The organism is Brevundimonas sp. LM2 (assembly GCF_002002865.1).
GTDB lineage: Bacteria > Pseudomonadota > Alphaproteobacteria > Caulobacterales > Caulobacteraceae > Brevundimonas.
Map to the genome: position 1 here is coordinate 721,534 of NZ_CP019508.1, position 13,850 is coordinate 735,383.

General features: G+C 69.3%; 11 protein-coding genes. 8 read left to right on the forward strand and 3 right to left on the reverse strand.

Going from position 1 to position 13,850, the window contains the following annotated elements:
* Positions 1-44: 44 nt before the first annotated feature.
* A complete protein-coding gene (locus BZG35_RS03655; protein WP_253189257.1) occupies positions 45-2,036 on the forward strand; it encodes a S9 family peptidase in 1,992 nt (663 codons plus the stop codon).
* A gap of 6 nt (positions 2,037-2,042) precedes the next feature.
* Here BZG35_RS03655 and BZG35_RS03660 read toward each other — a convergent pair whose 3' ends face one another.
* Positions 2,043-3,662: an ATP-binding protein gene (locus BZG35_RS03660; RefSeq protein WP_077354412.1), complete on the reverse strand. Its 1,620-nt coding sequence runs from the start codon at positions 3,660-3,662 to the stop codon at positions 2,043-2,045.
* A 175-nt stretch (positions 3,663-3,837) separates the two neighbouring features.
* Here BZG35_RS03660 and BZG35_RS03665 point away from each other — a divergent pair, with 175 nt between their 5' ends.
* The 4 genes from BZG35_RS03665 (at position 3,838) to rplT (ending at position 7,923) form a co-directional block, all read left to right on the forward strand.
* On the forward strand, positions 3,838-5,094 hold the full coding sequence (locus BZG35_RS03665) for an MFS transporter (protein WP_077354413.1): 1,257 nt from the start codon (positions 3,838-3,840) through the stop codon (positions 5,092-5,094).
* Positions 5,095-5,153: 59 nt separating this feature from the next.
* Positions 5,154-7,094 carry a S9 family peptidase gene (locus tag BZG35_RS03670; protein ID WP_171981867.1) on the forward strand — a complete coding sequence of 647 codons (1,941 nt, stop codon included), beginning with the start codon at positions 5,154-5,156 and terminating at the stop codon, positions 7,092-7,094.
* Between the two features lie 158 nt (positions 7,095-7,252).
* Positions 7,253-7,450, forward strand: a complete 198-nt coding sequence (rpmI, locus tag BZG35_RS03675; protein ID WP_003166435.1) for a 50S ribosomal protein L35 — start codon at positions 7,253-7,255, stop codon at positions 7,448-7,450.
* Positions 7,451-7,563: 113 nt separating this feature from the next.
* The gene (gene rplT, locus BZG35_RS03680; protein WP_077354415.1) at positions 7,564-7,923 is read left to right on the forward strand and encodes a 50S ribosomal protein L20; all 360 of its coding nucleotides are present in this window, start codon (positions 7,564-7,566) and stop codon (positions 7,921-7,923) included.
* A 55-nt stretch (positions 7,924-7,978) separates the two neighbouring features.
* Here rplT and BZG35_RS03685 read toward each other — a convergent pair whose 3' ends face one another.
* Both BZG35_RS03685 and glpK read right to left on the reverse strand, forming a co-directional pair.
* The gene (locus BZG35_RS03685; RefSeq protein WP_077354416.1) at positions 7,979-9,076 is read right to left on the reverse strand and encodes a phosphotransferase family protein; all 1,098 of its coding nucleotides are present in this window, start codon (positions 9,074-9,076) and stop codon (positions 7,979-7,981) included.
* Entirely contained in the window at positions 9,073-10,566 is a 1,494-nt protein-coding gene (gene glpK, locus BZG35_RS03690; RefSeq protein ID WP_077354417.1) for a glycerol kinase GlpK, read from the reverse strand. The genes BZG35_RS03685 and glpK overlap by 4 nt, the downstream gene beginning before the upstream one ends.
* 60 nt (positions 10,567-10,626) lie before the next feature.
* Here glpK and BZG35_RS03695 point away from each other — a divergent pair, with 60 nt between their 5' ends.
* The 3 genes from BZG35_RS03695 (at position 10,627) to BZG35_RS03705 (ending at position 13,849) form a co-directional block, all read left to right on the forward strand.
* Positions 10,627-11,634, forward strand: coding sequence for a threonine/serine dehydratase (locus BZG35_RS03695; protein WP_077354418.1), 1,008 nt, complete (start codon positions 10,627-10,629; stop codon positions 11,632-11,634).
* Entirely contained in the window at positions 11,631-12,086 is a 456-nt protein-coding gene (locus tag BZG35_RS03700; protein ID WP_077354419.1) for a MaoC family dehydratase, read from the forward strand. The genes BZG35_RS03695 and BZG35_RS03700 overlap by 4 nt, the downstream gene beginning before the upstream one ends.
* A 62-nt stretch (positions 12,087-12,148) precedes the next feature.
* Positions 12,149-13,849, forward strand: a complete 1,701-nt coding sequence (locus BZG35_RS03705; RefSeq protein ID WP_077354420.1) for an MHYT domain-containing protein — start codon at positions 12,149-12,151, stop codon at positions 13,847-13,849.
* Position 13,850: the final 1 nt, after the last annotated feature.

Here is a 13,850-nt window from a genome sequence, read left to right on the forward strand (position 1 = left end):
CCGATCGCCCAGTAGGGTCGCGATCGCGTAAGGGGGCTTATGGCATGATGGGTTCGATCCGGTGCCGGGCATCCGCATCGATATTGGCGGCGAGCCTGGCGCTCGCCGCTTTCGTCTTCTCTGGGGCGGCGCGGGCGCAGGATGCGGCTCCACCACCGCTGTCGGCCTACGGGGCTTTGCCGTCGCTGGAACTGGTGGCGCTTTCGCCCTCGGGTCAGCGCCTGGCCTTCATCACCGTGATCGGGGAGCAGAGGGCGCTGGTCGTCACCGATCTGGCGGCGGATGCCACCCTGGGCCGCATCGGCATCGGCGAGGCGAAGGTCCGAGATCTGGACTGGATCGGCGAAGACCGCATCCTGATCACCAGCTCGATCATGACGTCCCTGCCGGCGATCGGCATCATCCGGCGCGAGCTCACGGGCGGACAGATCTACGACGTGACGCGGCAGCGCGTGGTTCAGATGCTCAGACCGACGCAGGAGCTGTTGCCGGTGCTTCTGGGCCCCGTCGACATCATCACGGCGGACGACGCCCCCACGGCATTCGTTAGGGCGCATTCGTTCAGCAGGCCCGCAGCCCGGGATCTCTACAGGGTCGATCCCGAAACAGGGCGCGCGCGCCGGGCCGAGGCCATGAATATTGACGTGGACGGCTATGTCCTCGACCCATCCGGCCAGTCGGTCGCGCGCAGCGCGTATGACGAACGATCCAAGGTCTGGAGCCTTCACCTGCGTCGGGGCAGGACGTTTGAGGAGACCTGGCGCACGACGGCCCCGCTCGATCTGCCGGCCCTATTCGGGTTGGGTCTGAGTGGCGACAGCGTGATCGTGGGCGCAGATCGCCCCGACTTCCATCGCGAGGACCGCGAGGACGCGGCCTTCTTCGACGTGAACCTGGCGACCGGAACCTGGCGACCCGTCCGGTTCGAGTTCGATCCGACCAGCCTGTTCTTCCATCCGGTTTCGGGACGCCTGATCGGGGCTTGGCGCATGGAAGAGGCGGGGCGTCGATATTCGTTCGCCGATGCCGACGCCGGGGATCTGTGGCACACGATCCTGGCGGCCCTGCCCAACACATCGCCGTCCCTGGTCAGCCTGGGCCACGATTTGAAGTCGGCTGTCGTGTTCACCAGCGGCTCGAACGACCCCGGCACATACCGCCTCGTGGATCTGGCCGACCGCACGCTGGAAACGGTAGGCTCCGCCTACGGCGCGATCCCGGCCTCGGCGGTCGCGCCGATCACGCCGATCTCGTACGAGGCCGCCGACGGGCTGGAGATTCATGGCTATCTGACGACGCCCCCCGGTCGAGAGGCAAGGTCTCTTCCGCTCGTGGTGCTGGCCCACGGCGGGCCTGCCTCTCGAGACGTGAATGAGTTCGACTGGTGGGCCCAGGCTTTGGCTTCGCGCGGCTACGCCGTGCTCCAGGCGAATTTCAGAGGGTCTTCGGGCTATGGCCAAGCGTTTCTCGAGGCCGGCTATGGCGAATGGGGCCGAAAGATGCAGACCGACCTTTCGGACGGCGTGCGTCACCTGACGGATCAGGGGATCGTCGATCCGGCTCGGGTCTGCATCGTGGGTGCCAGCTACGGCGGCTATGCGGCGCTGGCCGGGCCGACCCTGGACCGGGGTGTCTATCGCTGCGCCGTCGCCGTCGCCGGGGTTTCGGAACTCCGTCGGATGGTCGCGTACGAGGCCGAGCGGGGCGAGGGTCGGGACAACGAGGCCGTGCGTTACTGGAACCGCTTCATGGGCGGCGATGGCCCGAGGGATCGGTCACTGGATGCCCGCTCTCCGGCTCGCCTGGCCGCCGAGGCCGATGCGCCCATCCTGCTGATCCACGGCCGGGACGATACGGTGGTGCCGATCGAGCAGAGCCGCCTGATGGACTCGGCCCTGCGACGGGCCGGCAAGCCGGTGGAGCTGGTCGAACTGGGCGGCGAGGATCACTGGTTGTCGCGGACCGAAACCCGAATGCGGATGCTGACGGAAACCGTACGGTTTCTCGAGACCCACAATCCGGCTCAGGACCCTTAAGTCGCGTCAGGCCGCAACGGCGGCCATCGCCTCCGACGGCGCGGACACCTGCGTCATGGCCAGCCGGATCGCGTTCAGCAGGGCGTCGGGCTGGATCGGCTTCTGGGCCACGCCGTTCATGCCGGCGGCGCAGTATTCGGCCGCGTCGCGATCGTCCGCATTGGCGGTCAGGGCCAGGATCGGCACCCGCCCGGCCGGTCCGGGCAGGGCGCGAATGGCGCGGGTGGCGGCGACCCCATCCATCACCGGCATCTTGATGTCCATCAGGATCAGGTCGAACCGGCGGTCCCGGGCGGCCGCCAGGGCCTCGGCTCCGTCCTCGACCTGTTCGTGGCTGCAGCCGAACATCTCCATCAGGCGCGCGGCGACGAAGCGGTTGGTGGCGTTGTCGTCGGCGATCAGGACGTGGAGCGTCTCGTGCGGGGTCGGTTCGGCCATGACGGCGGCGGCGGCCCGCATCTCGGGGTCGCAACAGGGCAGCGCCAGGCTGAAATGGAACCGCGCCCCGCCCTGGGGAGAGCGGGCGACCCCGATCGTCCCGCCCATCCGGTCCACGATCTGGCGACAGATGGCCAGGCCCAGCCCGGCCCCGGCCCCTTCGCGGCCCGCCTGGCCGGTGTTGAACGGTTCGAAGATGGAGGCCGCGGTGGCCTCGGGGATGCCCGGCCCGGAGTCGTCCACGACGGCGTCGATCCGGACCGCGCCGTCCTGCCAACGACTGGCCAGGGAGACGACGACCTCGCCCTCGGTGGTGAATTTCAGCGCATTGCCGATCAGGTTGTTGAGCAGTTGCTTCACCCGCATGGCGTCGCCCACGACCCAGTCGCCCCCTGCGGTGTCGCACGCCACGGTGAGCACCAGACCCTTCTCCTCGGCGCGCGGGCGCCACAGGGCCTGGAGGTCGGCGCCGAGGGCATCCAGGTGCAGCGGCGCCGGTTCGAGACTGAGGATACCCGCCGAGGCGCGCGACATGTCCAGAGCGTCGGTCAGCAGCCGCAACAGGGTCTGGCCGGAGTCCAGGATCGTCTGGACATAGGGTCGGAGTTCCTCCTGCTCGAGCTTTCGTTCCAGCAGGCCGGCGACACCCAGAACGCCGTTCAGGGGGGTGCGGATCTCGTGGCTCATGACGGCCAGGAACTCCGACTTCGCGCGGCTGGAGGCCTGGGCTTCGGCCTCCGCCGCCGCCAGGTCTCGCGCCAGGGCGCTCATGTCCTCGGCCTTCTGGCGATACAGGGCCGAGCCGGCCTGCAGGATCTGGACGCCGGCGCCGACGCCCAGGTAGCGCCCGTCGCGCACGACGATGAAGCCGCGCAGCAGGGTCCCCAACTCGGCCGCGTCGACGGTGTCGAAGAAGGTCTCGGCCGAGGCGTCGGCCTCCGCCAGGGGCGGGTTCGGGTCCATCAGGGAGGATACGGGTCGACGGGCGTACAGGGCGCGACCGAACTCGGCGGCCATCTTCAGACAGAAGGCGTTGCGCTCCAGCAGGCCGAGGGGGCGGCCCTCTTCATCGATGACGGCGATGGCCAGGGTATTGGGCTCGTTCTGGAACCGGTCGAATACGACGGCCCCGAAGGTCTCTGGCGAGACCGCGTCGACCGCGTCCACAAAATCGCCGATCCTGGCCATTGACCCTCCTACTGACGGACGAAGCCATAGGGGCGCGGGCTTAACGGCAGCTTTGCCGTTGTTGAAAGTTTTGCTTCGATTGCAAGGCATTATATCCGCGTACGGATGACATCCGCGCGGATGTGGCCTCCTATATGCCCCTCGCCGTCGGTGCGCCGCTCCGCTAGAAAGCGGCATGACCCAGACGCCTCCGCCCCCGCCCGCCGTTGGTTCCAGCGACCGGCGCGCCCTGGCCGTCCTGTTCGCCATCGTCTTCATCAACCTGGTCGGGTTCGGCCTGGTCGTGCCCCTGCTGCCCTTCTTCGGGCGGAGCCTGAACGCGGAGGCCTGGCAGGTGGCGCTGATGTTCTCGGCCTATTCCCTGGGCCAGTTCTTCGCCGAGCCCTTCTGGGGCCGGCTGTCGGACCGGATCGGCCGCAAGCCCGTGCTGCTGATCACGGTCATCGCCAATGCCCTGGGCTATCTGATGCTGGCCTACGCGCCCAACATCTGGGTCGCCATCGGCATCCGGCTGTTCACCGGCCTGGGCGCCGGCAATGTCTCGACGGTCCAGGGCTATGTCGCCGACGTCACCCCGCCGGAAAAGCGGGCCGGGCGGATGGGGCTGATCGGGGCCGCCTTCGGGGCCGGGTTCGTGGCCGGACCTGCGCTCAGCGGCCTGCTGGTGCGCGAGGACCTGGGGGCCCTGGGCTATCAGCTGCCGATCTTCGCCGCCTGCGGTCTGGCGACCCTGGCCGCCCTCGGCGTGGTGTTCCTGCTGAAGGAAAGCCTGGTGCGACAGGCCGGGCCGCCGACCGCGCGGCCGGCCTTCCTCAGCGGCGTACGCGATGCGGCCACCAATCCCGTCGTCTCGCGCGTCATCCTGGTGACCCTGATCTACATGGCCGGGTTCTCCGGCATGGAGTCCACCTTCGGCCTGTGGGCCGGGGCCCGCTACGACTGGGGCGCCCGCGAGGTCGCCTTCGCCTTCATGACCGTCGGCATCGTCTCGGTCATCTGCCAGTCGGCGGTGACCGGCCGGCTGTCGCGCCGGTTCGGCGAAAGCCGGATGCTGTCGGTCGGCTGTCTGATGTTCGGCTGCGGCCTGATCGGCCAGGTCCTGGCTCCGGCCGCCTGGTTCCTGCCGGTGGCCATGTCGGTCGGAGCCTTCGGCATGGCGATGACCATGCCCAACATCTCGGCCATGATCTCGCGCGCCACCCCGCCGGACCGGCAGGGGGCCATGCTGGGCCTGAACATGGCGGCGAGCTCATCGGGGCGGATCTTCGGGCCGGTGGTGGCGGGGGCGATGTTCTCGAGCCTCGGCCACGACTGGCCGCTGGCGGTGGGGGCCCTGCTGATGATCCCGGCGGCCCTGATGGCCGCGAACGCCGGCCGCGCCGTCAAGCGCGGCAACAGCGTGTCGGTGATGGATCCACACACGGCGGCTTGATCCATCCGGCACGACGACGTTAGGTTGAAGGCCATGCGGCGGGGGGCCTCAAGATGAACGTGACCAGACTCCTGGGCTTGGCCGGCTGGCTGCTGGCCGCGGCCTTCACGATCGGGCTTCCGGGCGCGGCGGCGGCCCAGTCGCCGCCGATCGAAGCCTATGCCGCCCTCGCGACGATCCGGAGCGTGGCCGTATCGCCTGACGGGACGAACCTCGCCTACATTCGGCGCGAGGGGACGTCGGTGAAGGTCATCGTGCAGACGAGGCGCGGCGAGGTCCTGGCCGCCGTCGAAACGGGCGAAATGAAGCTGAGAGCCCTGGACTGGGTGTCGCCCGATCACGTGGCGGTGTCCTGGATCAGTCCGCAGCGGTTTCCCTTCGGCGGCGTCCGACAGAATTTCCAGCTCGTCGACATCCTGAACGTCAGAACACGCAGCTTTGTCCGTGTCCTCGACAAGGCCGATTACAATGCCTACTCGTCCGTCTTCGACTGGCGCGGCGGCACCTACCGAGGCCGGCCCGTCCTTTATGCCGAAGCCCTGACCTATGAGCAGGGCGATCTGAGGCTCGACGTGTACCGCGTCGATCTCGATACGGGACGCGGCTTCCGTCAGACGCGCGGCGACAGCGACACCCAGGGTTACGTGCTCAACGCCGAGGGTGAACCCACGGCCCGCATCGCCTATCAGCCCGGCAACGGTCTGTGGAGGCTGGCCGCCCGGACGGGGTCGGGGTGGCGAGAGATCCACACCGAACGGGCCCTGCTGGATCAGCCCTCCGTCCCCGGCATGGGCCGGACGTCGGACAGCCTGATGCTGAGCCGGGCGCTTGCCGAAGGCGGGCGCTCGATCACAGAAATCGCCGTCGCCGACGGATCGGTTCGCGAGACGTTCGAAATGGACCGCGAGATCGACCGGATCTTCCACGACAACCGGGGCCTGATGGTGGGTTTCGGGTACACCGACGTCTATCGCGAGCACCGCTTGTTCGAGCCCAGGCTGCAAGCGGCATTGGACGTCTTCAAGACCGCCTTATCCGGTGTGCAGATCAGCATTGAATCCTTCAGCGACGACTACAGCGTCGTCTGCGTCTATGTTGAGGGGACAGGGGAGACCGGCGGTTATTATCTTTACGATGCCACCGAACAACGCGTCTCCATCGTCGGTCGGGCCTATCCGCTGGTCCCCGCGGGTGCGCAATCCGAGGTTCGGATCATCCGGTACGAAGCGGCGGACGGACTGCCGCTGTTCGGCTATCTGACCCTCCCCGCCGGCCGGGAGCCGCGGGGCCTGCCGGTGGTGATGCTGCCACACGGCGGCCCTCAGGCGCGTGACGAGGCGGGCTACGACTGGTTGTCGCAAGGCATCGCCTCGCGCGGCTATGCGGTGTTCCGACCTCAGTTCCGCGGGTCCGACGGTCTGGGTCGGGACCTGCTCCAGGCCGGATATGGCGAGTGGGGCAAGAAGATGCAGAGCGATGTGTCGGACGGTCTGCGCCATCTGACCCGCCTGGGGATCGTCGATCCGGCGCGGGCGTGCATCGTCGGGTGGAGTTACGGCGGATACGTCGCGCTCGCCGGCATGGCGATGGAGCCCGGGACCTATCGCTGCGCGGTCTCGGTCGCCGGGGTGTCGGACCTGAACGCCATGTTGCGGCGGGCCGAGTTCGAGGGCGGTCGCGGCGACGACAATCCCACCATTCGATACTGGAAGCGGTTCATGGGCGCCGAAAGCTCATCGGACCCCAGCCTGGCCACGCGCTCGCCCGCGTCGCATGCCTCCGCCGTCCAGGGGCCGGTGCTGTTGATCCATGGCCGGTCTGATCTCGTGGTCCCGTTCGAGCAGAGCCAGATCATGCTCCGCGCGCTGGGCGGCGAGGGCCCCATCGCGCGCCTGATCGCGTTCGACGGCGAGGACCACAGCCTGTCGGGCCAGCAGGCGCGCACGCGGATGCTGACCGAAACCGCCGCCTTCCTGGCCACGCACAACCCGGCGGACTGACTCCGCTTGCCCTGCGGCGTCGCTTCCGCTACTAGCCGCGCCTTCGCGTAACGAACCGCCGGGCTTACAGGCATGCCTGGGCGGTTCTTAAATCCAGGGGATCCAAACGTCGGGCTCAAGCAGTCCGAAGGACGGTAGCCCCGAGAAAAGGAACTGAAATGCCCAAACTGAAGACGAAGTCGGGCGCCAAGAAGCGCTTCAAATTCACCGCGACAGGCAAGGTCAAGGCCGGCGTTGCGGGCAAGCGTCACCGCTTGATCAGCCACAACTCCAAATACATCCGCCAGAACCGCGGCACCTCGGTCATGGCCGACGCCGACGCCAAGAAGATCAAGTCCTACATGCCCTACGCTTAAGCGTAGCAGCCACACGGACCCACACTTCGTCGCACGAATTTGAAATCAGGAGTCCCTCAAGCAGTGAGCCGCCGCGCGGCGAACGATAGGGACCCTTCCGAAGGAAGAAAATAATGGCTCGCGTCAAACGGGGCGTAGTATCCCACGCCCGGCACAAGAAGGTTCTCGAACAGGCCAAGGGCTTTTCGGGTCGCCGCAAGAACACCATCCGCACGGCCAAGGCCGCCGTGGACCGCGCCGGGCAATACGCCTATCGCGACCGCCGCATCAACAAGCGCAACTTCCGCGCCCTGTGGATCCAGCGCATCAACGCCGCCGCCCGTCAGGAAGGCTTCACCTACTCGCAGTTCATGCACGGCCTGTCCAAGGCCGGAATCGAACTAGACCGCAAGGTCCTGGCCGCGATCGCCATGGAAGGCGTGGGCTTCGCCGACATCGCCGCCAAGGTCCGCGACGCGCTGAAGACCGCCTGATCCGACGGGATTGAAGATCAAAAGGCCCCCCGGTTCGCGCCGGGGGGCTTTTTCTTTATCCGCCGGCCTTCTGGGCGAAGCTCCAGGCGGCGGCGGCCAGGGGTTCGACCTGGGCCGCCATGGCGCGGGCCTGGGGCGAGGCGGCGGTGCCGTCGCGGACCCGGCCGCCGATCCCCTGACAGATGGCCGCCAGCCGGAACAGGTTGTAGGCGAACAGCCAGTCCAGATTGGTCGGCGCCGGCGTGCCGGACCGGGCGGCATAGCGGGCGACGGTCTCCTCGACCGAGGGGATGCCCAGGGCCTTCAGATCCGCCCCGGCCAGGCCGTTGCGCAAGGACGCCGGAATGGCCCAGCCGATCAGCAGATAGGACAGGTCGGCCAGGGGATCGCCCAGGGTCGACAGCTCCCAGTCCAGCACGGCCCGCACTTCGGCCGTCTCTGGAGCCAGGATGAGGTTGTCGAGCCGGAAGTCGCCGTGGACGACCCGCGTCGGCCCCTGGGACGGCAGGTCCTGGGGCAGGAAGGCGATCAGCCGGTCCATGTCGGCGATCGGATGGGTTTCCGACGCCCGGTACTGTTTGGTCCAGCGCGCGGTCTGGCGCTCGAAATAGTTGCCCGGGCGGCCATAGTCGGCCAGGCCGATGGCCTCGGGCTCGAACCGGTGCAGGGCGGCCAGGGCGTCGACCTGGGCCTCATAGATGGCCCGCCGCTCGGACGGCTCCATCCCCGGCAGTTTCAGGTCCCACAGCACGCGCCCCTCGACCCGGGCCATGACGTAGAACATCGAGCCGATGACGGCCTCGTCGCTGCACAGGGCGAACGGCCGGGCGACGGGATAGCCTTGCGCGTGAAGGGCCGAAATGACGGTGAACTCGCGGTCCACCGCGTGGGCGCTCTGCAGCAGCGCGCCCGGCGGCTTGCGGCGCAGGACATAGGCGGCCGTCGGGGTGACCAGCTCATAGGTCGGGTTGGACTGGCCGCCCTTGAACTGGCGGATCGTCAGCGGACCGGCGTAGCCGTCGACGTGGTCGGTCATCCAGCGGTCCAGGGTGGCCGTGTCGAGCCGGTAGCGAGGATCGACCTCGCGGGTGCCGGAGAAGGTGGCCTGGGCGTCTTCGGGCGTGGCCGGGGCGGTGGTGTCGGTCTGGGTCATGCGGCGGCGATGATGGCGGCCCGAACCGCGCGACGCCAGCCCTGCAGCAGCCGGTCGCGCTCCGTCTCGGCCATGCGGGGGTGCCAGACCGCGGCGGACTCGTCGTTGTGCGGCTCAAGACTGTCGATGAGACCCGCGCCCAGGGCCGCCAGCCGCGCGGCCCCGAGGGCGGTCATCTCCTGGAAGGCCGGGCGTTCGACCGGCACGCCGCAGACGTCGGCCACGAACTGCATGGCGAAGGCATTGGCCGTGACGCCGCCGTCGACTCTCAGAAGCTTCAGGGGCGGCGCGCCGTCGCGTTCCAGGGCGTCGAGCAGGTCGCGGGTCTGATAGGCCAGGGCCTCCAGGGCGGCGCGGACGAAATGGGCGGGGGTGGTGTCGCGGGTCAGGCCGAGGACCGCGCCGCGCGCCTCCGGCTCCCACCAGGGCGCCCCCAGGCCGGTGAAGCCCGGGACCAGATAGACGCCGCCGTTGTCCGGCAGGGTCTGGGCCAGGGCCTCGGACTGGCGGCTGTCGGTGATCATCCCGACCCCGTCCCTCAGCCACTGGATCGCCGAGCCCGCTGAGAAGATCGATCCCTCCAGCGCATAGGCCGCCGTCCCGCCGACCGCATAGCCGAGGGTGGCCAGCAGCCGGCTGGAGGAGGCCACCGGCGCGTCCCCGACATTGGCGACCAGGAAGGCCCCGGTGCCGTAGGTGATCTTGGCGTCGCCGGCCCGCAGCGCCCCGTGGCCGACCAGGGCCGCCTGCTGGTCGCCCGCCGAGCCGGTGAGCGGCAGGGCACACCCGAACAGGGCGGGGTCGCTATCGCCCCGGGGCTCGGCACAGCCGGCGATGCGGGGCAGGGCGGCGCGCGGGACCTGAAACAGGGCGCACAGGTCGTCGCGCCAGGTCAGGGTCCGCAGGTCCATCAGCGACGTGCGGCTGGCGTTGGTCGCATCGGTGACGTGGCCCGCGCCGCCGGTCAGATTCCACACCAGCCAGGCGTCGATCGTGCCCAGCAGGACCTCGCCCCGCTCGGCCCGATTTCTTGCGCCCGGCACCGAGTCCAGCAGCCAGGCGAACTTGGTGGCGGTGAAATAGGGGTCGAGGATCAGGCCGGTGGCCGCCTGGACCGTCGTCTCATGCCCCTCGGCCACCAGCCGGGCGGTGACGTCGGCGGTGCGGCGGTCCTGCCAGACGATGGCGCGGTGCAGGGGGTCGCCGGTGACGGCGTCCCAGATCACGGCCGTCTCGCGCTGGTTGGTGATGCCGATGGCAGAGAACCGCCCGATCCCGCCCGCCTTGCGGATCACCTCGCGGCAGGTCTGCAGCGTCGCGGCCCAGATCTCGGCCGCGTCATGCTCGACCCAGCCCGACTGGGGAAAATGCTGGGCCAGTTCGATCTGGCTGACCGCCAGCGGGTGCAGCCCGCCGTCCTCGCGCAGCTCGAAGGCGATGGCGCGGGTCGAGGTCGTGCCCTGGTCGATGGCGAGGATACAGGTCGTCATGGCGTTTCCGTTGTTTTCGCCACCTTACGCGGACGAGGCCGATGGGGTTAAGTGCCGGCCATGTCCGACCGCACCGCGTCCTATGAAGGCGTCCTCGACGCCGCCCGCCAGATCGCCCCGGCGGCGGTCCGCACGCCCCTGATCGAGAGCCCGGCGCTGAACGCGCGCGTGGGCGGCCGCGTGCTGCTGAAGGCCGAGACACTGCAGGTCTCGGGAGCCTTCAAGTTCCGTGGCGCCTACAACCGCATCAGCCGGCTGAGCGCGGCAGAACGGGCCTCGGGCGTCGTCGCCTACTCGTCCGGCAACCATGCCCAGGGCGTGGCGGCGGCGGCGCGGATGATGGGGGCCCGCGCGCTCATCGTCATGCCGTCCGACAGCCCGGCCATCAAGATCGAGGGGGTCAAGGCCCTCGGCGGCGAGGTGCGGCTGTACGATCGCTGGACCGAGAGCCGCGAAGAGATCGGGGCCGAGGTCGCCCGCGAGCGCGGTTCGGTGCTGGTGCCCCCGTTCGACGACCCCTACGTCATCGAGGGCCAGGGCACGACGGCGCTGGAACTGCTGGACCAGGCCGACGGCCCGATCGACCAGCTGATCTGCTGCTGCTCCGGCGGCGGTCTGATGGCGGGGATCAATCTGGTGCTGGAGGCGCGCAGCCCGCAGACGAAAAGCTGGGCCGTCGAGCCCGAGGCCTATGACGACACCGCCCGCTCGCTGGCGGCGGGGGAACGGACCGGGCACCCGGCCGGCCCGCCCTCGATCTGCGACGCCCTGCAGACGCCGATGCCGGGGGTGCTGACCTTCCCGATCAACCGGCGCATTCTGTCCGGGGCTCTTTCGATCAGCGACAATGAGGCGGCCGGGGCGGTCGCCTATGCTTTCCGCGTCCTGAAACTGGTGGTCGAGCCGGGCGGGGCCGCGGCCCTGGCCGCCGTCCTGGCCGACAAGATCGAGACCCGGGATCGCACCACGGCGGTCATCCTGTCCGGGGGCAATATCGATCCGGGCCTGTTCGCCGAGATCATCGAGGGCCGCTTCGAGGCGGCGCCTCGGCAGGGCGCGGCCGCATGACCCGTCCCGCCGATCTGCGCGGCCTGATCGGCACGGAGGTCGGGGTCTCGCGCTGGATCACCGTCGACCAGGCGCGGATCGACGCCTTCGCCGAGACGACCGAGGACCGCCAGTTCATCCACATCGATCCCGAAGCCGCCGCGTCGACCCCGTTCGGCGGCACTATCGCCCATGGATTCCTGACGCTCAGCCTGGCCTCGGCGATGAGCTACGACGCCGTCGCCCCGCTGGAGGGGGTGGTGATGGGCGTCAACTACGGCTTCGATCGGCTGCGTTTCCTCGCCCCCGTCCCGGCCGGATCGAACATCCGCGGACGGTTCAAACTGCTCGGCGTCGAAGACAAGGGCGGGGGGCGTTGGCTGCTGAAGCACGAGCTGACGGTCGAGATCGAGGGATCGGACAAGCCCGCCCTGATCGCCGAATGGCTGGGCATGCAGTTCACGCGACCTTGACGACGGTGGACGGACGCCTGCGAACTGGCCAATAAGTCTGCGTCTCTGTTCGGTATTCAGCTTTGCAGCACCATCACGGCGCGTCCTTCCTGATCCTGGCCTATGTGGTCGCGGCGTTCGCGGCCTGGACCGCGCTTGATCTGTTCCAGCGGATCCGGGGTCGGGAGGGGCGGGACCGCGCCCCCTGGCTGGCCGCCGCCGCCGTGGCCATGGGGGGCGGCATCTGGTCGATGCATTTCATCGCCATGCTGGGCTTCGATCCCGGCGCCCCGGTCCACTACGACCCCACGCTGACCCTTGCGTCCTTCCTGCTGGCGATCGCGGGCACCGCCGTCGCCTTCTCCGCCGCGTCGCGGCCGGAGCTGGGCGCGGGTCGTACCCCCCTGGCCGGGACGGTCATGGGGCTGTCGATCGCCGGGATGCACTACGTCGGCATGGTGGCGATGGAGACGACCGCGACGGTGGGATGGCACGGCGGCCTCGTGGCCCTGTCCGTGTTGATCGCCATCGGCGCTTCCATGGCCGCCCTGGGGGTCGCGCGGCGCGAGACCTCCATCGTCTGGCGGTCGGCCGCGGCCGCGATCCTGGGGCTGGCGGTCGTCGGAATGCATTATGTCGGGATGGCGGCGCTGGAGCTGCAGCCCGTGGCCCACGCCATGACCGAGCAGGGGGCCTCGCCTCTGGTCATCGCCATCAGCGTCGCGGCCGTCACCGCCGTGATCCTGTGCCTCGCCCTGGCCGCCTCCATGGCCGATGAGCGGGCCAGTCTGGTCTCCGTGTTGGCGGCGGCGGGGGTCGGCTACTGGGAGGTCAATCTGAAGGATCGTTCCTTCGTGATCTCGCCCCGGGCGCGGGAGTTGATCGCCCATCCGACGGGGCGGCCCGACGGCGATGTGATGAAGCCGTCCTGGCTCGAGGACGAACGCCACATCGCGGCGCGGGCGGCCGCCCTGGAGGCCGCGATCGCGGGCGAGGCCGACTATGATGTCGAATATCCGATCGTCGGCACGGGCCGCTGGGTCCAGTCGCGCGGCAGCCTGGTCCGGTCGCGCTCCGGTCGGCCGCTGAAACTGGCGGGCGTGGTCAGCGACGTCACCGATCGCCGGCGCGCCTTCGAGGCCCTGGAAACCAGCGAGCGGCGGCAGAAGCTGCTGATCAACGAGCTGAACCACCGGGTCAAGAACACCCTGGCCACGATCCAGTCGATCGCCGCTTTGACGGCCCGCCGCTCTGGTTCGGTCCAGGAGTTCTCGACCCTGTTCGAGGCGCGGCTGATGGCCCTGTCCGACACCCACAACCTGCTGACCGCCTCGGGCTGGGAACAGGCGACGCTGACCGATCTTCTGGCCAAGGAGTTCCGGCCCTATGCGCCCGAGCAGGTGCGGCTGACCGGGCCGGACATCCTGTTCGCGGCACCCCAGGCTCTGGCCATGGGGATGGTTGTGCACGAACTGGCCACCAATGCGGCCAAACACGGGGCCCTCAGCCAGCCGGAAGGCTGCGTGTCCGTGTCCTGGTCCGAGCCGGACCCCGACGGTCGGATCGCGCTGGACTGGGGCGAGACGGGCGGCCCGGCCGTGGCGCCGCCCAGCCGCAAGGGCTTCGGCTCGCGCCTGATCGCCACCAGCCTGAAGGGCGACCTGAACGGGACGGCCGATCTGGACTATGCCCCGGACGGTTTCCGCGCCCGCATGTTGCTGCAGCCGGCCACCGGCCGGCGGACCGACCGGGCCGTGGACGACGTCCAGGCCGCGGCGTCCTAGG

Excerpts from the sequence above, each read along its gene's own strand:
- BZG35_RS03660 (WP_077354412.1), bottom strand. The coding sequence starts at position 3,662 with ATGGCCAGGATCGGCGATTTTGTGGACGCGGTCGACGCGGTCTCGCCA.
- rpmI (WP_003166435.1), top strand. The coding sequence starts at position 7,253 with ATGCCCAAACTGAAGACGAAGTCGGGCGCCAAGAAGCGCTTCAAATTC.
- glpK (WP_077354417.1), bottom strand. The coding sequence starts at position 10,566 with ATGACGACCTGTATCCTCGCCATCGACCAGGGCACGACCTCGACCCGC.
- BZG35_RS03665 (WP_077354413.1), top strand. The coding sequence starts at position 3,838 with ATGACCCAGACGCCTCCGCCCCCGCCCGCCGTTGGTTCCAGCGACCGG.
- BZG35_RS03655 (WP_253189257.1), top strand. The coding sequence starts at position 45 with ATGATGGGTTCGATCCGGTGCCGGGCATCCGCATCGATATTGGCGGCG.
- BZG35_RS03700 (WP_077354419.1), top strand. The coding sequence starts at position 11,631 with ATGACCCGTCCCGCCGATCTGCGCGGCCTGATCGGCACGGAGGTCGGG.
- rplT (WP_077354415.1), top strand. The coding sequence starts at position 7,564 with ATGGCTCGCGTCAAACGGGGCGTAGTATCCCACGCCCGGCACAAGAAG.
- BZG35_RS03685 (WP_077354416.1), bottom strand. The coding sequence starts at position 9,076 with ATGACCCAGACCGACACCACCGCCCCGGCCACGCCCGAAGACGCCCAG.
- BZG35_RS03695 (WP_077354418.1), top strand. The coding sequence starts at position 10,627 with ATGTCCGACCGCACCGCGTCCTATGAAGGCGTCCTCGACGCCGCCCGC.